Annotated in this window: 16 protein-coding genes and 1 tRNA gene; 5 read left to right on the top strand and 12 right to left on the bottom strand. The window is 68.6% G+C overall.

The genetic code is table 11. The features are described from left to right. Positions 1-138: 138 nt before the first annotated feature. Complete coding sequence (locus MRBLWH13_RS03950) at positions 139-1,170, bottom strand: glycosyltransferase (protein ID WP_341957009.1); 1,032 nt, start codon at positions 1,168-1,170, stop codon at positions 139-141. 148 nt (positions 1,171-1,318) lie between these two features. Between MRBLWH13_RS03950 and MRBLWH13_RS03945 the strand changes: the two genes are divergently transcribed. After that, on the top strand, positions 1,319-3,079 hold the full coding sequence (locus MRBLWH13_RS03945) for a DUF4012 domain-containing protein (protein WP_341957008.1): 1,761 nt from the start codon (positions 1,319-1,321) through the stop codon (positions 3,077-3,079). 143 nt (positions 3,080-3,222) lie between these two features. Further along, on the top strand, positions 3,223-3,804 hold the full coding sequence (locus MRBLWH13_RS03940; protein WP_341957007.1) for a hypothetical protein: 582 nt from the start codon (positions 3,223-3,225) through the stop codon (positions 3,802-3,804). Positions 3,805-3,975: 171 nt separating this feature from the next. Here MRBLWH13_RS03940 and MRBLWH13_RS03935 read toward each other — a convergent pair whose 3' ends face one another. The 6 genes from MRBLWH13_RS03935 to MRBLWH13_RS03910 form a co-directional block, all read right to left on the bottom strand. After that, on the bottom strand, positions 3,976-5,430 hold the full coding sequence (locus tag MRBLWH13_RS03935; RefSeq protein WP_341957006.1) for an LCP family protein: 1,455 nt from the start codon (positions 5,428-5,430) through the stop codon (positions 3,976-3,978). Further along, positions 5,427-5,894 (bottom strand): 5-(carboxyamino)imidazole ribonucleotide mutase, encoded by a 468-nt coding sequence (purE, locus tag MRBLWH13_RS03930; RefSeq protein WP_341958207.1) that lies wholly within the window; start codon positions 5,892-5,894, stop codon positions 5,427-5,429. Before purE ends, MRBLWH13_RS03935 begins: the two co-directional genes overlap by 4 nt. Before the next feature lie 108 nt (positions 5,895-6,002). Beyond that, entirely contained in the window at positions 6,003-7,127 is a 1,125-nt protein-coding gene (locus tag MRBLWH13_RS03925; RefSeq protein WP_341957005.1) for a 5-(carboxyamino)imidazole ribonucleotide synthase, read from the bottom strand. A gap of 91 nt (positions 7,128-7,218) precedes the next feature. Continuing rightward, entirely contained in the window at positions 7,219-7,737 is a 519-nt protein-coding gene (locus MRBLWH13_RS03920; protein ID WP_341958205.1) for a PH domain-containing protein, read from the bottom strand. A gap of 94 nt (positions 7,738-7,831) precedes the next feature. Continuing rightward, the gene (locus MRBLWH13_RS03915; protein ID WP_341957003.1) at positions 7,832-8,554 is read right to left on the bottom strand and encodes a biotin--[acetyl-CoA-carboxylase] ligase; all 723 of its coding nucleotides are present in this window, start codon (positions 8,552-8,554) and stop codon (positions 7,832-7,834) included. Positions 8,555-8,598: 44 nt separating this feature from the next. Continuing rightward, positions 8,599-9,882, bottom strand: coding sequence for a CDP-glycerol glycerophosphotransferase family protein (locus tag MRBLWH13_RS03910; RefSeq protein ID WP_341957002.1), 1,284 nt, complete (start codon positions 9,880-9,882; stop codon positions 8,599-8,601). Positions 9,883-10,034: 152 nt separating this feature from the next. Here MRBLWH13_RS03910 and MRBLWH13_RS03905 point away from each other — a divergent pair, with 152 nt between their 5' ends. Then, positions 10,035-11,060, top strand: a complete 1,026-nt coding sequence (locus MRBLWH13_RS03905; RefSeq protein ID WP_341958203.1) for a glycosyltransferase family 2 protein — start codon at positions 10,035-10,037, stop codon at positions 11,058-11,060. A gap of 43 nt (positions 11,061-11,103) precedes the next feature. On the opposite strand, the gene MRBLWH13_RS03900 is transcribed toward MRBLWH13_RS03905, so the two are convergent. From MRBLWH13_RS03900 to MRBLWH13_RS03890, 3 genes are read right to left on the bottom strand one after another with little or no spacing between them, the layout of a single operon-like run. Then, the gene (locus MRBLWH13_RS03900) at positions 11,104-12,540 is read right to left on the bottom strand and encodes a CDP-glycerol glycerophosphotransferase family protein (protein ID WP_341957001.1); all 1,437 of its coding nucleotides are present in this window, start codon (positions 12,538-12,540) and stop codon (positions 11,104-11,106) included. Continuing rightward, positions 12,537-13,790, bottom strand: a complete 1,254-nt coding sequence (locus MRBLWH13_RS03895; protein WP_341957000.1) for a CDP-glycerol glycerophosphotransferase family protein — start codon at positions 13,788-13,790, stop codon at positions 12,537-12,539. Before MRBLWH13_RS03895 ends, MRBLWH13_RS03900 begins: the two co-directional genes overlap by 4 nt. Positions 13,791-13,842: 52 nt before the next feature. Then, complete coding sequence (locus MRBLWH13_RS03890) at positions 13,843-15,516, bottom strand: trypsin-like peptidase domain-containing protein (protein ID WP_341956999.1); 1,674 nt, start codon at positions 15,514-15,516, stop codon at positions 13,843-13,845. A 98-nt stretch (positions 15,517-15,614) separates the two neighbouring features. On the opposite strand from MRBLWH13_RS03890, the gene MRBLWH13_RS03885 reads away from it, so the two are divergent. After that, positions 15,615-16,814 (top strand): aminotransferase class I/II-fold pyridoxal phosphate-dependent enzyme, encoded by a 1,200-nt coding sequence (locus tag MRBLWH13_RS03885; RefSeq protein ID WP_341956998.1) that lies wholly within the window; start codon positions 15,615-15,617, stop codon positions 16,812-16,814. Between the two features lie 28 nt (positions 16,815-16,842). Here MRBLWH13_RS03885 and MRBLWH13_RS03880 read toward each other — a convergent pair whose 3' ends face one another. Next, positions 16,843-17,655 (bottom strand): carbon-nitrogen hydrolase family protein, encoded by an 813-nt coding sequence (locus MRBLWH13_RS03880; RefSeq protein WP_341956997.1) that lies wholly within the window; start codon positions 17,653-17,655, stop codon positions 16,843-16,845. A gap of 92 nt (positions 17,656-17,747) precedes the next feature. Here MRBLWH13_RS03880 and MRBLWH13_RS03875 point away from each other — a divergent pair. After that, positions 17,748-17,821 (top strand) — tRNA-Met (locus MRBLWH13_RS03875). A 66-nt stretch (positions 17,822-17,887) separates the two neighbouring features. Here the strand turns inward: MRBLWH13_RS03875 and MRBLWH13_RS03870 are convergent. Further along, positions 17,888-18,145 carry a hypothetical protein gene (locus MRBLWH13_RS03870; RefSeq protein ID WP_341956996.1) on the bottom strand — a complete coding sequence of 86 codons (258 nt, stop codon included), beginning with the start codon at positions 18,143-18,145 and terminating at the stop codon, positions 17,888-17,890. Between the last annotated feature and the right edge of the window lie 78 nt (positions 18,146-18,223).

Below are 18,223 nucleotides of genomic sequence, written 5' to 3'. Positions count from 1 at the left end.
TCAGGGTGTTTCGAGAGCGTGGGGCACGTCGAGACATGTGACCAGTGTGACGGAAGTTGCGCGATGATGCCACTGTTACTTGATTTTGGCTATGGGCGTGTCGGCGTGTCCGAGAAGACACAGCTCGCATTCAGCCCATTACAAGTCCGCGTGCAGGCCCCATACACGCTCGGCGGCGCCGAGCCACGAGAACGATCGCGACCGATCCGCACCCAGCACACTGAGATGCCTGCTGTCCGCGCCGAGGGCACCCTCGACCGCAGCGGGGACGTCCGAGGGATCGACGATCACCCCGCCGTCCGCGATCACGTCACGGTGCACTCCGCTCTCGACGGCGACCACCGGCACACCGAGGGTCATCGCCTCGAGGACCCTCCACGGCCACGCGGTGAGCGCGCTCGTCGCCACCAGCGCCGAGGCACCCGCGAAGACCGCAGCCCGGTCATCCGCAGACAGCGACCCGCGCACGTGCGCACGTGATTCGGGCAGCCCGGCGGCTGCTGCGATCTCTGCGAACCGCGGCTCGGCTCCCTCCGGCGAATCGAGGACGACCGCGTCCTTGCCGGATGCGACCGCGGCGCGGAATCCGGCATCCAGCGACTCCGCGGCACCGGTCAGCACCACGTAGCCGGAAGGCAGCGACAGGGAGGCGCGTCGCGCGACGGCATCGAGCGGGACGACGAAACCCGAGGGAGCGGCGCCCGAGATGACCCGGATGCGCCCCTTGAGCTTCACGATCTCGGCGAGCCGCTCCCCCACGGCGTGCGAGGGCACGACGACCGCATCGGCGTGCTTGACCGCGCGTTTCACCATCGCGCGCTGCCAGGCGACCGCGGCCTTGGGCAGCGCCTCGGGCGACTCCCACGCGTGCAGATCCCACAGGGTGACCGTCGTCTGGTCATGGTCGTGCACTCGATCGTGGCGCACCAGAGGTGCCATGAGCGTGGCCGAGTGGATGAGGCCGCCACCGACGCCCGGAGCGATCCCGAGCTGCCAGGATGCCGCGAGCTCCCGCCTCGCGAGAGAGAGTCTGCGCACATCGGCGAGGCCGGGGATGCGCACTTCGGAGCCTGCGGGAACGATCGCCTCCACAGCGCAGCCGGACGGGGCCGTCGACACGAGCGCCGTCGCGAGATCCGACGCCGCCGATGCGTGATCCGGATCTACCACATGCGTCAGTTGATCCAGAACAACACGCAGCCGAGCACCCATGCGACAACAGTAGTCGTCAGAGGCTGAAGAACCCGGGAGCATGACCGTACGAGACCCGATTCGGCGTCGCCACCGCTGATATGCCGCTTCGTGCTTGAATGCAGGGGTGAGTGACGGACGCCTGCCTGTACGTCGTCGGTGGTTGCGGTGGACCATCGGCGTGATCGTGACGTTGCTCGTGCTCGCGATCGGGTGGGTGACGATCCGTGGCATCGGCGCCGTGAACGATCTGCAGCAGGTCGCGACGTCGTCGTCCAAGCTCAAGGAGGCGATCGGCCAGGGAGACCTCGACAAGGCCGCCTCGCTCTCGGCCCGCATCGCGCATCACGCGAAGTCCGCCCACGAGCTGACATCCGATCCGATCTGGCAGGGCTTCGGGTTCGTTCCATGGCTGGGACCGAACTTCACGGCCGTGAGCGACGTCGCCGAAATCGCCGACGATGTCGCCGCCGATGCGCTCGTGCCCGTGCTCGAGGCCGCAGGGGAACTCGACCTCGCGAGCCTGGGGCTGTCGGGCGGCGTGATCGACCTCGCACCCTTCGCGCAGATCGAGCCCTCGCTCGCCGATGCCAGCGCCACGCTGAGCTCCGCAGAGGACCGCGCCCTCGGCATCGATGCGGACGCGACGCTCCCCCCGCTCGCGGATGCCGTCCGCGAGATGCGATCCACCGTCACGCAGGCCGCGACCGTCGTGGGTTCGCTGCACGGCGCCGCAGCTCTGCTGCCCACCATGCTCGGCGCGGAGGGCCCACGGAACTACGTGCTGGCGATGCAGAACAACGCGGAACTGCGTTCATCCGGCGGAATCATCGGCGCGATCGCTCTGCTCCATGCAGAGAACGGCCGCATCACGCTGGTCCAGCAGGCCTCCGTCCCGGACTTCCCCGCGCTGGACGCCCCGATCCCGCTCAGCGAATCGACCGTGGCGCTGTTCGAGGACCGACCCGGCCGCTACATGCAGAATCTGACCAGCATCCCGGACTTCACCGAGGCCGGCCCCGCGATCGCCACCCGCTGGCAGGATCGCTTCGGGCAGCCCGTCGACGGTGTCATCGCGGTGGACGCGGTCATGACGGAGAACCTGCTCGAGGCCACGGGGCCGCTGACCTTCGGTCCGTTCAGCGTCACGAAGGAGACGGTCGTGAGCCTGCTCCTCTCGGAGATCTACGCCGCGGTCCCCGATCCGAGGGCGCAGGACGAGATCTTCTCGCAGGCGGCGGCTGCGCTGCTGTCCGCCGCTCTGTCGACTGCCGACCCGAAGGACCTGGTCTCCGCACTGGCGACGTCGGCGGACCAGGGCCGCATCCGAATCTGGAGCGCGCACGAAGATGAAGAGGAGCTTCTGTCAGGATCTTCCCTCGGCGGCGCGATTCCTACCGACGACACCGAGACCCACGTGGGTGTGCTGTTCAACGACACCACCGGCGGCAAGATGGACTATTACACAGAGGCCGCCATCTCGACCTCGGTCGGCACGTGCGACGGCCAGCCGACCACTCAGGTGACGGTGACGTGGACGAACGATGCCCCGGCAGACGCCGCCACGTCGCTGCCGCCGTACGTCACGGCCGACGGCTTCTACGGCGTGCCGGCCGGCTCGACCCGCACGCTGATCACCGTGTACGGGCCCGAGGGCGCCACCTCCTCGCACATCGATCGCGACGGGGCGGAGGAGAGCGTGCAGACGGCGCTCCTCGGCTCGCGCTCGGCCGTGCAGCACGAGGTGCTGCTGGCGCCGGGTGAGACCTCGACGATCACGGTCGAGTTCCGGGGAACGGGCGCGGGCGAACGGCTCACGGTCGTCGATCACACGCCGATGATCCGGACGCCGGAAACGTCTCGGGAACAACTGCGTTGCGCATCGTGACTTTCCCGATCCGATGATGTAGGGTCATTCTCACTGGGGAATATCTGAGTTCTGCAATTCTGTCGTGGGGACAGGAAGAACTCACGCAGTCGGATGCAGGGGTGTATCCGAGGGCGATTCCGCATGAAATTCTGGGGAGAATCATGCTGAAGAAACTGGCTGCAATCAGCCTTACCGCTGGCGCACTCGTGCTCATGGCACCTGCTGTCGCCTCTGCCGCGCCGGTCATTCCGGCCGAATCCGACTCGTACTCGGGCACACCGCGCGTGGGCGTCGATGATCCGATCATCGACATCTGCGACGTATCGACCGTCGCGTTCGGCGCAGGATACTTCCTGCCGTCCGAGAACGTCGGAGTGTCCGTCTCGGGGCTCAACGCCGGCGACTCCGCGGTGTCCGGAAACACGGCGGCTGCCGACGGCAGCCTCCTCGTCACCTTCCGCCCGCCGTCCGACGGCAACGGTTCGTACTCGCTCGCCTTCACCGGTTCGCGTTCATACACCGCGACCATCACGGTCTCGGGGGGACACGACAATGCCTCGAGCTGCGATCATGACCCTGGTGTCGCGAGCGCAGGTACCGAGCTTCCGCTCACGGGCGGCGGACTCGAGCTCGCCCTCACCGGCGGCAGTGTGTCGCCGTGGGTCCTCGGCGGCGGAGCCGCAGCCCTCGTGGCTGGTGGAGCCCTCGTCGCGACAGGAGTCGTGCGCCGCAAGCGCGCCTAGGTCAGATCCTCGCTTCGTGCGGGGATCGACTGGACGACGGTGATCCCTCCCCCTCCGATCACCGTCGTCTGGTGAATCCGGTCTCGTACCGGAGGCCCACGACCGTCACTCTCACTCTCAGGTGGCGGTCGTGGGCTTATTCGCGCCCTCTGGGTGAAGCGGTCGCACCCGTCAGGGCGTCGGGGTCGGCGTCTCCGTCGGCGGGTGCAGTGTCTGCTGCATCAGGTCGTGGATGTACGCGTAATCAGGTGTGTGCTCATCCACGCCGTTCTCGGGGGTGAGCTCGATCGTCGTGATCGTCTGTTCCTTGGCCTTCGTCATCAGATCGAAGAACTCCGGCAGCTTGTCCTGAGGCAGGTCGGTGCTGATGAGTGCGGTTCCGGCGGCAGCCACTTCGTTGAAGCGGGTGAGCACGGTCTGCGGCGTGAACTGCGCGAGGATCGCCTCCTGCAGCTCGCGCTGGCGCTTCATGCGGTCCCAGTCGCTCGTCGTGTACCGCGATCGCGCGTACCACTGCGCGGTGTCACCGTTCATGTGCTGCTGGCCGACCTCGATCCAGCCGATCGCCCAGGCATCGACGTCATACGGATCCGTGCCCTCGGGCGGGCCGCCCATCGGCAGTCGCTCGGTGACGTTGATGTCCACACCGCCGAGTGCATCGACGAGGGCCGCGAAGCCGTGCATGTCCACGAAGACGTAATACGGGATCTCGATGCCGAGAACGCCCTCTGCGGCATCCTTCGTGGCCTCGATGCCCGGGTCGGATCCGTGTGCAGCGGCGTCGGGGTAGAGCCCTTGACCGTTGTCCTCGCGGCAGATCTCCGCGGCGTTGCGCACGTGGTTCATCCAGCCGTTCCACCCGCAGGAGCTCGAGCCGTGCCCCTCGAACCCGTTCGGATACAGCGCCTGCATCGGGCTGCCCTCGCTGAACGGCGCGTTCGGGAGCTCGCGCGGAATGCCGGTGATGGTGACGGCGCCGGTCGTCGCGTTCACCGAGACGACCGAGATGCTGTCGAAGCGCATGGAGTCGCGGCCGTCGCCGCTGTCGGCACCGAGCAGGAGGATGTTGTAGTACCCCTCGCTCGGCGGCAGGCTGGGCCCGCTCTGCCCGAAGATCGTGCTGATGGTGCCGCGGGCGGTGCCGACGTACGACGCCGCGTAGCCCATGCCCGTGCCGACGAGACCGAGCAGCAGCAGCGCGACGAGCGGAATGGCGAACTTCGACGGCGCGGGGATCCTGACGATCCGCACGAGCCGGAGCACGTCGAAGGTGAGAACGAGCCACAGCACGATGTAGGCGATCAACAGCACCTGCACCAGCGTGAGGATCACGGCCGAGAACCAGCCGCCGCCGACGGTGAGCCACAGCAGCACCGGGCGCGCGAACAGAGCGAGGCCTGCGCCGACGATCACCAGGAACCACGCGAGAAGCGTCGCCCCCAGACCGAAGCGCCCGAGCCTGCGGTTGCCCGCGAGCACCTGGGCCGACCCCGGAACGAGCACGTTCATCAGCACCAGCCACCAGCCGCGCTTCGTCATCGTCCCGGCATCGGCCGGATCCGGATTCCGCAGAGGGCGCGTCTCGATCAGCGGTCGCGCCGACCCGCGCGGCGGGGCAAGGGTCACAGCGACCCCTTCAACCGTTCGTTCTTCTCCTCGACCTGAGCTTCGAGGTCGAGTGCATAGGCTTCGACGCGGTCGGCGAGGTCGCCGTCGGATGTTCCCAGGATCCGCGCGGCGAGGATGCCGGCGTTGCGCGCTCCCCCGATCGACACGGTGGCCACCGGGATCCCGGCGGGCATCTGGACGATCGACAGGAGCGAGTCCATACCGTCGAGATAGGCCAGCGGCACCGGGACGCCGATGACCGGCAGCGCCGTCATCGACGCGAGCATGCCCGGAAGATGCGCGGCGCCACCGGCGCCGGCGATGATCACCCGGATGCCACGGTCACGCGCCTCCCGCGCGTACTTCATCAGCTTGTCGGGCGTGCGGTGCGCCGAGACGACCTCCACCTCGTGCGGGATCCCGAAGTCTGTCAGCGACTGAGAGGCATCGCTCATCACGCGCCAGTCGGAGTCGGAACCCATGACGACACCGACGAGGGGCGCTGCGGAGGAGTGCAATGGCTCAGTCACCCACTCAGGCTACGGTCTACTGCTGGGAGAAACCCCGAACGGCACACCTCTGGAACAGCCTCAGTCGAAGTGAGCCGCTGCAGCTCTCGCGACGTACACGGCGTCATCGAGATCATCACCGGTCACGTTCACGTGGCCGACCTTGCGACCAGGGCGCGGAGCCTTGCCGTAGGTGTGGATCTTGGCGGTCGGGTGCTCCCTCATCGCACCGGCGAAGCGGTCGCCGAGCGACCCCTCTTTCGGACCTCCGAGGATGTTCACCATGACCGACCACGCAGCACGCCCGGTCGTGTCTCCGAGTGGCAGATCCGCAACGGCGCGCAGGTGCTGCTCGAACTGTCCGGTCACGGCACCGTCCTGGCTCCAGTGGCCGCTGTTGTGAGGACGCATCGCCAGTTCGTTCACGAGGATCCGCTCGTCGTCGGTCTCGAACAGCTCGACAGCGAGCATGCCCGTGACTCCGAGCCCCTCGGCGATCGAGCGGCCGATCTCGCCGGCCACCTGGACCAGACGCTCGCCGGCCTGCGGCGCGGGTGCGATGACCTCGGCGCACACACCGTCACGCTGCACGGTCTCGACGACCGGGTAGGCGACGATCTGACCACTGGGACGCCGCGCCACCTGCTGCGCGAGCTCCCGCACGAAGCCGACGAGCTCCTCGACCAGCAGCGCTTCGCCGTCGGCGAGACCGTCGAACCAGTCCTGGGCCTCTGCAGCGGCGCGGACGACGCGGACGCCCTTGCCGTCATACCCGCCACGCGGGGTCTTGACGACGCCCTGACCCTCGTGCTCGTCGAGGAAGGCCTGCAACTCCGGAGCGTTGCGCACCGGCGCCCATTCAGGCTGCGGCACGCCGAGGTCGGCGAGGCGAGCACGCATGGCGAGCTTGTCCTGAGCGAACTGCAGTGCATCAGGGCCCGGGTGCACGGCGACACCGTCGGCGACCAGGGCTTTCAAGATCTCCTGTGGGACGTGCTCGTGATCGAAGGTGACGACGTCGACGTCCTTCACGAACGCGCGCACCACCTCGAGGTCGTGGTAGTCGCCGACCGCGGTCGCGGCGAGCTGCGCCGACATGCCCTCGTCTTCAGCGAGCACCCGCAGGTCGAGTCCGAGCTCGACCGCCGGTGCGATCATCATCCTGGCCAGCTGGCCTCCACCGATCACGCCAACGCGCAGCGCCATGTGCCGCCTCCATTCGTCCTGACCATTCTCGCGCATCGGCGCGAGCACGGATCACACGTCTCACGCTGATCGCCGAGGCGTCTGTCCGCGCTCAGGATCCGGAGTATCCGTCCGGGCCCGACTGCGCGTCGCGGTGAGCGAGGATCTGACTCACTTCGATCTGATCGGCCAGGGTCTCGTGCACGAGCGTGACATTGGGCACGTTCGCGAGCCGCAGAGGCGCGTCGACGCCGTTCGCGAGCGTGATCGTCCCGACACCCCACATGCGCTGGAGCACACCGCGTCGCACACCGATCGTGTAGCCGCGGGCATGCGACATCTCCTGCCGGTTGCGCGCGCCGATGCCGTGGTTGACGATGACCCGCCGCGTGGTGACCGTCACCGATCGCGAATACCAGATGACATAGGGCACGACCACGACGAGCAGCACGAGCGCGCCCGCCGAAGCGAGCAGCATCCAGTTCTCGAACGGCGACGGCAGATTGTCGTAGAAATATGCGGTGGCGCCGAACACCGCGATCAGAACCAGCGCCGACCAGAACAGCCGTCGCGCGTGGGCTCGGAACCGCGCGATGAGCAGTTCTTCGGTGGGCACGCCTGGCGGTGGCATCGTCGGCCTTCCGCCGAGAGTCACGGGCTGGGTCACTCCTCCATTGTGCCCGCAACTGCAGACATCGGCGTCTGCGCGCCCGGGCGTGTCAGAGTCACGCGGGTCGGACGTGCACCACGTCGCCCGCCGACACGGCGGTGTCGATGCCGTCGTGGCGCACGAGAAGCCGCCCGTCGGGATCCAGCGCCGTGGCCGTCCCGACGAGGACTCGGTCCCCGGGAAGCGACACTCGCACCTCGAGGCCGATCGTCGCGCAGCGGTCGCCTGCCGCCGCATGCAGTCCGCTCGACACCGCGTCTCCCGCCGCGGCGAGCGTGGCGACCAGGGTATCGAGCTCTCCCAGATACGCCGAGAGCAGGCGGTCGGCATCGACCTCCGCGCCCAGGACCGCGAAGGACGTCGCGGTGGACACAGGCAGGTCGGATGCCGTCATCGCCGTGTTCACGCCGCTGCCGACGATCACCGCGTCGTGCGTGGCCTCAGCGAGGATGCCGCAGATCTTGTGACCGTCGACGAGCACATCGTTCGGCCATTTGACCGCCACCTCATGCCCGGGAAGCTGCTCGGCGATGGCATCGGCCATCGCGACACCGGCGGCGAGGGGGATCCATCCTCGGGCATCGACAGCGGACGGGAGCCGCCGCAGCAGCACCGAAACGGCAAGGGAGGCCCCGGCCGGCGCCGTCCATGTTCGATCGAGTCGTCCGCGGCCCGCCGTCTGATTGTCGGTGAGCAGCACGGAGAGGTGCGGCCAGGCCCGCGCGTCGACAGACCGCTCGCGAAGGACGGCATTCGTCGAGCCGGCTTCGGAGAGCACGTCAAGACGGGAGGCGACCGAACGAGAGACGGGAAGCTCCACCGTCAGACCTCTTCCTCGTCGGCCTCTTCGTCGTCGTCGTCCTCGTCAGTGCGCACAGAGCCGATCTCGTGCGCCTGCCAGTGATCCCACTTCTGCATGAGCTGCTCGATCGCGGCGTGGAACTTCGCGGTGGCGACGCCGGGTGTCGTATCGCCGAAATAGTGCTGCACCCACATGCGGAGCCGGGCGATGGCCACCTCGTCGGCGCGGACGCGCTCGACCTCCGCCACGATGTCGGACGCGGCGTCGGCGCTCAGCCACTCGCAGTCCGAGAGATATCCGTTGGTGTCGATCGATGCGCGCTCATCGGCGGGACGCGTGATCATCAACGGCTTCCCGACGGCCAGACGGTCGTAGACCATGGCCGAGATGTCGACGATCGCGACATCGGCCGCAGCGAGCTGCCACCCGAGCTCCGCACCGTCGTCGTACACGTGCTGCGCCGTCGGATCGGCGGTATTCGCCGCGGCGATGTCGGCGATGATCCGTCGATGCGCTGCGCCGTACGCATCGTCGACCACGCCGCTTCGCGGATGCGGGCGATAGATCACACGGTGGGTGCCCGAGGCGAGCAACGCCGTCACCAACGACTCGCCGTGCGTCGCGATCGAGCCGTAGTGGGCGCTCGGGCGGTCGCCCTCCCAGGTCGGCGCATACAGCACCACGGTCCGCGCGTCCGGCGTATAGGGCAATGTGCCGGAGTAATGATCCGCCTGTGGCCGACCGATCTCGATCGTACGGTGGTCGATGTCCCAGTCCCAGAGAGTGCGGGACAGACGATCACGCGCGGCCTGACCTGCGACGAAGGCGTAGTCGTACGCCTTGTACTGGTTCGTGGTCATGTACATCTTGTCGGACTCGCCGTGGTTGATGAACACATGCCAGCGCCGCCCGTAGCGGAACATCTGGAAATTGCGGGTGTTCTGGTTCACGTAGAGCACGATCCGGATGTCCTGCGCGGTGATGAACCGTTCGAGGTCGCGCACGGTCGGAACGAACGCGACAGGCGGACCGTCCTCGTCGAGCAGTTTGTCGGCTCCGGTGGCGGAGCGCGACAGCACGACCACGGGCCAGCGCTTCGCCAGCTCGCTGAGCGGGCGGTACCACTGCCTCATCTGATACATGTTGACCGCGCCGTCCGCGAAGTAGACGGCGATCTTGTAATGCTCGGCCGGGTGCGGCTCCTGGTCGGCCAGGCGACGCCTGACCCGCTGCACGGCCTTGCGCGAGGCGAGCGCGCGCTTCAGCAGACGGTAGGCCTTCTTCGCATCGGACACTGCACCCATCCCTCCAGGATACCGAGTGCCCGCGCCGCGCCCGACGGATGTCGTCGCATCGCACGGCGAAGCGAATCAGCGAACGTCCGAGGAGCACATGCCATGATCGTCATGTGCCTGACTACGACATCGACGTTCCCGAGACCGGGGTGTCGTTCGTCATGCCCGTGCTCAACGAACGCGCCTATCTGGAGCATGCGATCCGGTCGGTGCTCACGCAGGAGCTGACGGTGCCGGCCGAGCTCGTGCTCGCGCTCGGCCCCTCCACGGACGGTACGACCGAACTCGCGCAGCGTCTCGCCGCCGACGACGACAGGATCCGTCTCGTCGACAACCCCGCGGCGCACATCCCCGTCGGGTTGAACGCCGCGATCCGCGCCAGTCGTTACGACACGATCGTCCGCGTCGATGCGCACTCGGAGCTGTCGCCCGGGTACGCGGCGCGCGCGTTGGACACGCTCGAGCGCACCGGCGCAGCCAACGTCGGAGGCGTCATGCACGCCGACGGACGGACGCCCTTCCAGAAGGCGGTCGCACGCCTGTACAACTCCCCCGTCGGACTCGGCGGCGGCGCGTACCACGGCGGGACCCAGGAGGGCGAGGCGGAGTCCGCCTATCTCGGGGTGATGCGCCGCACCGTGATCGAGGAGGTCGGGCTCTTCGACGAGTCGATCCGTCGCGGCGAGGACTGGGAGCTCAATCTGCGCATCCGTCAGGCCGGTCACCTGGTCTGGTTCGATCCGAGCCTCTCCGTCACCTACTGGCCACGCGAGAGCTGGTTGCGCCTGGCGCGGCAGTTCCGGGCCACCGGCGCCTGGCGCGGAGAGCTCGTGCGCCGGTACGGCCGCCGCAACGGCATCCGCTTCTTCGCTCCCCCGGCTCTGGTGGTGCTCGTCGCGACGGCCCTGATCGTGGGGGCGCTGCAGCTGACCGGGGCGATCTCCGGGCTGATCTCCGCGATCCTCTCAGCCGTCGTCTACCTGCCCCTCCTGGCATACGCGCTGCTGGTGATCGCCGTCGCGTCGCTGCCGGGCGGCGGACGTCTCCGTCAGCGGATCTGGACGCTCGCCGTGCTGCCGACCATGCACCTCTCCTGGGGGCTGGGCTTCCTCGGCGGAGTGCTGCGAGGCGCCGGTGACACTGTCGATGCCTCGAGGCTGGGCACGCGCAACACGCCTCTCCCCTAGTCCGGGCTCCGATCCGCCGCTCCGATCCGCCGGTCCGGTCCGGTCAGCGGGTGACGTACCCCTGGTCGAGGATGCGCGCGACGACCCGCTCGGCCGCATGACCGTCGTCCCTGGCGTTGAACTGGGCCTTCCACGCGGCGTAACGCTCCGCGAAGGCACTCTCGTGTCCGCGGTCTGCCAGTGCGGCGACGAGTTCGTCCTGCGTATGCACCAGTGGGCCCGGTGCGCGTGTCTCGAGATCGAAGTAGAACCCGCGGAGCTTCCCGCGATAGTGATCGAGGTCGGGGACGAGGAAGAACATCGGCTTGCCCGTGACGCTGAAGTCGAACATGACAGACGAGTAGTCGGTGATCAGGGCGTCCGCAGCCAGGAGCAGCTGCGAGGTCTCGGGATATCCGGTGACGTCTATCACCCGCGCGCCGGCGCGGTCACGGCCGGTGTCGATCGTGCGCGAGTGCCCCCGCACGAGCACCACGGAGTCGGTCTTCCTGGCGAGCTCTTCGGGGTCGATGAAGTCGACCATCTCCGTACGGTCGTCGCGCCACGTCGGCGCGTACAGCAGCACGCGCTCGCCGTCCGCGATGCCGAGGGCAGCCCGGATCGCCGCGGGATCCCCGGTCACCAGCGCATCGTTGCGCGGATACCCCTCGACCCAGACCGGCCGCCCGAGGAACGCGTACGCCTTTCGGAGAATGCGCTCGGAGTAGGTGTTCTGCGCGAGCAGCACGTCCCAGCGACGGGACTCCTTGACGACGGCGGCCATACGACGAGGATCGAATCCGGGTCGATGCAGCGCCAGGCGCTTGAGCGGCGTTCCGTGCCAGGTCTGCAGCACCCTCTGTCCGGGCTTGCGCGCGAACCGTCGCCGCAGCCAGTCGTTCACGATCAGCAGTCGTGACGCCGCGCGGGCGCGCCACCACTCGGGGCTCCCCTCGACGACGGCGATCGCACCGTCGGGGATCGCCACGGACAGGTCGACGACGCTCCAGTAGCGGACGACGTCGGGTGCCTGCACCGAGAGCGCCCGGTCGATCGCCTGGGGATTGCAGCCGACGCTGCGCCCGTAGAAGCTCTCGAAGAAGACCGCGTTCTCCGTGGCGCCCTGGTGCGAGAGGTAGCGCCCCTCGAGCGTGGCCTGCCCCTCGGGCGACTCGTATGCGGGGTCGACCGGTGCGCCGATCCGCGCCGTCGCCCCGTCGACGGCCACACGGACGCCTGTCAGCACCTCAGTGCCGACACGCAGGCCGTCGAGATCGACATCGGGGATGCGGATCTCGTAGTCGCCCGCCGGAAGAGGCAGCTCGGGGCCACCCCATCGCGATGCGCTCAGGGGGAATGTGGCCTTCCAGGTCTTGCCGCCACCGGTGATGCGGGCGTCGACTCGAGCCCGCGGCCCGATCAGCTGCGCCGCCGAGGGACGGCGACCTGCCCCTGCGATGATCAGCGTCTCTGCCGCCTCATCGATGCGGGCCGTGGTCATGCTGCTCCCTTCGGCGCGGGGATGCCTCGCGCACGGATCGTCTCGTACACGCGCCGGGTGTTGCGTCCGTCGCGGAACGCGTGCATCTCCGCGCTGAGCGTAGCGGAATGCTGCGATCTCGCGGCGAACACGCCGTCATCGTCCAGCAGCGCGGACAGCTGCACGAGAACGGAATCCCAGTCCTTCGCGGCGTCATCGCCTGCCACGTCCTGGAAGCGACCGTAGAAGCCCCGCGTGCGGGCGTACTGCTCGGCGTCGGGTGCCAGGAAGAGCACGGGCATCCCGAGAAGTCCCACGTCGTAGGCGAGCGAGGAGTAGTCGGTGATCAGGACGTCGATCGCCGGGAGCGCCGGCGTGACGTCGGGCAGGAGGCCTGCCCCGAGCATCCGCACCCGTCTGCTCGGCAACGACGGCGCGTATCCGCCCTCGCCGAGAGGGTGCGAGCGCACCAGCAGCACCGCGTCATGCTCTTCCAGCACACGGATGATCTGCACCCATTGCGCGGCATCCGGCACCGCAGGATCGACCGCGCCGTCACGCCAGGTCGGGGCGTACAGAATCATCCGCGAACCGGGCGGCAGATCGTCCAGCACGCGGCCCAGCAGCGTGGACGCGGTGGCTCGCCGCTCGTGCGCTTCACCGGCGGACAGGACGTCGACGCGGGGCTCTCCGGTGACGACGACGCGCGCATCGCCGAGAGCGAATGCGGACTCCAGGCGTCCCCTGGAGCGGTGCGAGGCCGCGGGGAGCACTCGGATCCGCTGAGCAGCACGTCGATACAGGATGCCGATCAGACGTCGGAGCACCGGCGCCCCTGGGACATCGGGAACCTGGGTCGTGGCCGGGGAATCGAGTCCGATCCGCTTGAGCGGGATGCCGTGCCAGAGCTGCACGACGAAGGCGCCGGAGATGGCATAGCGGTTCACGTCGCCGAGACCGTGTGTCACCACGACGACCCCGGCACGCGCCGTGGCCCACCACCCGCGCAGACTGCCCTTGCGAACGGTCCGGAGGCCCAGATCCGCGGCGTCGCGGTCCTCGCGCTCAGAGGAGGTCAGCCACAGCGTTTCGTGGCCCTGCGCTGCAGCGTGACGCTGCAGCGCCAGTGCACCGTCGCCGACGCCTGCGCCGCAGCCGAAGACCCAGCGGCCACCCCGAGGCACGAGGAGCGTGCCGACGCGTCCGGCGAGGTAGAGAGGGATCCGGAGCAGCTTGGCCGCATTGCCGGAGCCGAAAGAGAAGGACGCCACCCCGCGAGCCTATCGCGGGGTGGCGTCCTTCTCTCGGAGCCGGGTGCCGAGGTCAGCCTGCGAGCTCTCCGAGCGTCACATCGATCTCGTACTCCTTGCCACCGCGGATGTAGGTGACCTTCGCCTCGCTGCCGGCGGCGGCCGCACGAACCTGAGCGGTCAGGTCGCTGGCGCTCGTGATCGGCACACCGTTGAAGGCGGTGACGATGTCATCGGCCTTGAGACCGCCGGCCGCGGCGGCGCCACCGTCGGTGACATCGGCGATGTACGCACCCGCGACCTCGGCGTTCTCGACCGAGGCCGCGTCGCGGACCGATGCGCCCAGCAGACCGTGGCTCGCCACGCCACCGGCGATGATCTCCTCCGAGACGCGCTGGGCGATGTTCGCCGGGATCGCGAATCCGATGCCGATGGAGCCGGACTCCTCCGAGCTGCCCGAGCTCGCGATCGCCACGTTGATGCCGATCAGCTCGCCCTTGCTGTTCACGAGAGCACCGCCGGAGTTGCCGTGGTTGATGGCCGCGTCCGTCTGGATCACAGCGATCGAGATGGATTCCGAGCTCTGCTGCGAGGTGTTGCCCGGCAGATCGAACTGGAACGGGCCCTGACCCTCGCCCTCGTCCGGCGTCTGCTCCTCCTGCGGGGCATCCTCGGACGACGAGTCGGGAAGGGCGGACGACGCGATCTGGATGCTGCGGTTCAGCGCGCTGACGATGCCCGTCGTGACCGAATTCGACAGTCCGAGAGGAGCGCCGAGCGCCACGGCCGTGTCGCCGACGTTGAGCTTCGACGAGTCGGCGAAGTCGATGGGAGTCAGATCCGACGCCCCCTCGAGCTTGATGACCGCGAGGTCGTAGATCGGGTCCGTCCCCACGACGGTCGCCGTGAAGATGCGTCCGTCCGAGGTGGTGACGCGGATCGTCGGGTCGGCGACGGCCCCGCCGAGGGTCACGACGTGCGTGTTCGTCAGCACGTAGCCGTCGTCGCTGATGATGACGCCGGAGCCGCTGCCGGCCTGGTCCGAGCCCGCGACCTCGATCGTGACGACCGACGGCAGGGCCGCGGTCGCGACCGCGGTGGTCTCGTTGACCGAACCGGGGTTGTTCACGGTGACCGTGTCGGGGCCCTGGGCGACACCTGTCGAGTTCTGGTTCGAGATGCCGTTGAGGAGCGCTCCTCCGCCGAAGCCGGCGACACCGCCGACGAGAGCTGCCGCGACCACGATCGCGGCGAACTTGACGCCGGCCCGAGGCTTCTGGCCCTTGACCTTGGTCGCGCCGTCGCCGGGCTGGTCCGACTGAGCGGTGTGGATGCCGAACGCCGCTCCGGGCGCCGTGGCGGTGGTCGCACCGGGGTGAACGGGCGCCTGGTGGCCGGGTGCTCCGAAGTAGGGCTGCGGAACCGTCTGCGCGGCCGGCGACACGTGAGCCGCGGGGGCCTCGAACACCGGCGCGGGAATCTGCGGGCCCGCGGCGGCCGGCGCCTGCGACACGAGGGGCGCCTCCGGTGTGCCGGTCACGGTCGGCGCACCCTGGTGCGGCGCGGGCGTCGACGCGAACGTCTGCGGAACCTCATGTCCCTGGTTCGGTACTGACGCGGCCGCGGGGCCGGGGGTCTGAGCGGCGGCATCCGTCGTCGAACGGTCGACGACCTCTGCTGCCTCGGTGGACGGCACCGCGTCGTTCGACGCGGGTACCGAGTGGTCCTGGGTGTTGTCTTCGTTCATGGTGTGCTCCTTCAACGACGCCCCTTCAGAGTGGCGCGTGTATCTGTGCGTTTCGTATGGCGGAGATGAGTTTCGGCTATGCCCTTAGCCTGTTCTTCATGAGTGTCATCCCAGGCGCATGGCGGCGCACGGCAGCGGGAGCCGGTCTGCTCGCACCCGACGGAAGCGTCGCGCCCACCATCTTCGCAGAGATGTCCGCTGCCGCGGCCCGTACCGGAGCGATCAATCTCGGCCAGGGTTTCCCCGATGAGGACGGTCCCTCCGAGGTGCTCGACGCCGCTCGTGAGGCCATCGCCCGCGGAGCCAACCAGTATCCGCCGGGGCGAGGCACCCCGGACCTGCTGGCGGCGATCAGCGAGCACCAGCGGCGCTTCTACGGACTCGAGGTGGATCCGGCTCGTGAGGTGATCGTGACGGCCGGTGCCACCGAGGCGCTGACGGCGACGCTGCTCGCCCTGATCGACGGTCCGGACGACGAGGTCGTCGTGTTCGAGCCCTACTACGACTCCTACGCGGCGGCGGTCGCCCTCGCCGGCGCTCGGCTGCGCACCGTGCCGCTGCGCGCCCCCGACTTCCAGCCGGACCTCGATCAGCTCACCGCAGCAGTCACGGATCGCACCAGGATCATCCTGATCAACGATCCGCACAATCCGACCGGGGCGGTCTTCGACCGTGCGGTGCTCACCGAGGTGGTCCGGCTCGCCGAACTGCACGACGCCATCATCGTCACGGACGAGGTCTATGAGCACCTCGCCTTCCACGCCCCCCATACGCCCGTGGCCACGCTCCCCGGGGGCGCCGAGCGCACGCTCACGATCTCGTCCGCGGGGAAGACCTTCTCGGCGACCGGCTGGAAGATCGGCTGGGTGCACGGCCCCGCGGACCTCATCACCGCCGTGCTCACGGTGAAGCAGTATCTGACGTACGTGAACGGCTCGCCGTTCCAGCCGGCGATCGCGGTGGGGCTGCGCCTCTCCGACGACTACTTCACCGGGGCGGCCGCGGCGCTGGCGGCGAAACACGAGATCCTGGGATCGGGCCTCCGAGCCGCCGGCTTCACAGTGCATCCGCCGCAGGGCGGCTACTTCACCGTGGCCGATGCGTCGGCCCTCGGAGGAGTGGATGCGGCACAGTTCTGTCGCGATCTCCCTGAGCGGGCCGGAGTCGTGGCCATCCCGCTCACGGCCTTCGTCTCCGAGGACCGGCAGGGTGATTACGCGGGTCTCGTGCGCTTCGCCGCGTGCAAGCAGGTGGCCGTGCTCGAACAGGCGGCCTCACGCCTCGCCTCGAGCTTCTGAGCGGCCGCCGAGCCGCGCACAGGCCGGATCAGCGCGGAGCGACCGCGTAGCGACGCACACGCAGCGACGGATTGACCGCGCGGACCCTTTCGATCGCCGCGCGCGCGACGCCGGCGATGGCGATGCCCTCCTCCGTTCCGACCCCTGCCAGCACCACGCCCTGAGGATCCACGATCTGTGAATGTCCGACGCCGATCGGCGTCGGGTGGTCGGCGGCGATCACGTAGGTGGTGTTCTCGATCGCCCGGGCGGCGAGAAGCGTCGTCCAGTGATGCTCCTTGAGCGGGCCGCGCACCCATTCGGCAGGCACGACGAGGGCGTCCGCGCCGGCGTCTACGAGCGTGCGCGACACCTCGGGGAACCGCAGGTCGTAGCAGGTCATCAGACCGAACCGGATGCCGGCGAGCTCGAACGTCGCAGCGATCCCGGTCTCCCCCGCCTCGACCCAGTCGGACTCGGTCTGACCGAACGCGTCGTACAGATGCTGCTTGCGGTAGGTCGCGAGGATCCCGTCGCCGCGCACCGCCACGACCGTGTTGCGCACGTGAGTCGAGTCGGAGGCGCGCTCGGCGAGCCCCGCGACGATCACGACGCCGTAATCGGCGGCCAGCGCCGTCAGCGTCGACACGAACTCGCCGTCCAGCGTCTCGGCGTTCTGCGCGAGGGTCGCATCCATCGGATCCACGAAGTAGCTCGAGTACTCGGGGAAGACGATCAGCGTGGCGCCCCGCGCGGCCGCATCCGCAGTCAACTGCGCGATGCGCTCGCGATTGTCCGCGCGCGACGCCGTCGGCGCGAACTGGCAGACGGCGACGGGGACGGCGGCGGAGGTCTCTGGCATGCTCCCCATCCTCCCGCATCGTGTCGGACCGGGCACCGTTCCCGGCCTCGATTCGCGCGCTCTCAGAATCCGTGATAAGTTTCTTCTTGTGCCGCGGGGTGGAGCAGTTCGGTAGCTCGCCGGGCTCATAACCCGGAGGTCGCAGGTTCAAATCCTGTCCCCGCAACAAATGAAAGGCCCTCTGACTCGGAGAAATCCAGGTCAGAGGGCCTTTCGCTTTCCCTCGTGAACCTCAGTAGTCCCACTCGAGCGAGGGGTCGGCAGGGACGAGGGGCCGGTCATCCCTCTCCTGCCGCGGTTCCACGGCGACCTTGACCCGGGTGGCGGCGCAGACAAGGACGCTCATCATGCCGGTACGGGCGGAGAAGCCGACGAAGGTGGGGCGCGTGCGGGCAGCCGTCTCGATCCTCCCCATGAGGTCGACCAGATCCTGCGCGGCCGTGAGCACGAACTCCTCGTCGTCGAACACTATGCGGGTGATGGTGCTCATCTGCTCCCCTTCGATCGGGAGACGCGATACCGCCTCTGCAATCGACGCTAGACAGAGTCGGCGCCCACGGCGCGGGGG

This window comes from Microbacterium sp. LWH13-1.2, from assembly GCF_038397735.1.
Classification (GTDB): domain Bacteria; phylum Actinomycetota; class Actinomycetes; order Actinomycetales; family Microbacteriaceae; genus Microbacterium.
Note: the sequence above shows the minus strand (reverse complement) of the source record. Positions and strands in the feature narration are given on the sequence as shown.

What these genes read in the sequence shown, in the direction of transcription:
- MRBLWH13_RS03940 (WP_341957007.1), top strand. Translation starts at nt 3,223, where the DNA reads ATGCTGAAGAAACTGGCTGCAATCAGCCTTACCGCTGGCGCACTCGTG.
- purE (WP_341958207.1), bottom strand. Translation starts at nt 5,894, where the DNA reads ATGGGTTCCGACTCCGACTGGCGCGTGATGAGCGATGCCTCTCAGTCG.
- MRBLWH13_RS03925 (WP_341957005.1), bottom strand. Translation starts at nt 7,127, where the DNA reads ATGGCGCTGCGCGTTGGCGTGATCGGTGGAGGCCAGCTGGCCAGGATG.
- MRBLWH13_RS03920 (WP_341958205.1), bottom strand. Translation starts at nt 7,737, where the DNA reads ATGCCACCGCCAGGCGTGCCCACCGAAGAACTGCTCATCGCGCGGTTC.
- MRBLWH13_RS03910 (WP_341957002.1), bottom strand. Translation starts at nt 9,882, where the DNA reads ATGGGTGCAGTGTCCGATGCGAAGAAGGCCTACCGTCTGCTGAAGCGC.
- MRBLWH13_RS03905 (WP_341958203.1), top strand. Translation starts at nt 10,035, where the DNA reads ATGCCCGTGCTCAACGAACGCGCCTATCTGGAGCATGCGATCCGGTCG.
- MRBLWH13_RS03900 (WP_341957001.1), bottom strand. Translation starts at nt 12,540, where the DNA reads ATGACCACGGCCCGCATCGATGAGGCGGCAGAGACGCTGATCATCGCA.
- MRBLWH13_RS03890 (WP_341956999.1), bottom strand. Translation starts at nt 15,516, where the DNA reads ATGAACGAAGACAACACCCAGGACCACTCGGTACCCGCGTCGAACGAC.
- MRBLWH13_RS03885 (WP_341956998.1), top strand. Translation starts at nt 15,615, where the DNA reads ATGAGTGTCATCCCAGGCGCATGGCGGCGCACGGCAGCGGGAGCCGGT.
- MRBLWH13_RS03880 (WP_341956997.1), bottom strand. Translation starts at nt 17,655, where the DNA reads ATGCCAGAGACCTCCGCCGCCGTCCCCGTCGCCGTCTGCCAGTTCGCG.
- MRBLWH13_RS03870 (WP_341956996.1), bottom strand. Translation starts at nt 18,145, where the DNA reads ATGAGCACCATCACCCGCATAGTGTTCGACGACGAGGAGTTCGTGCTC.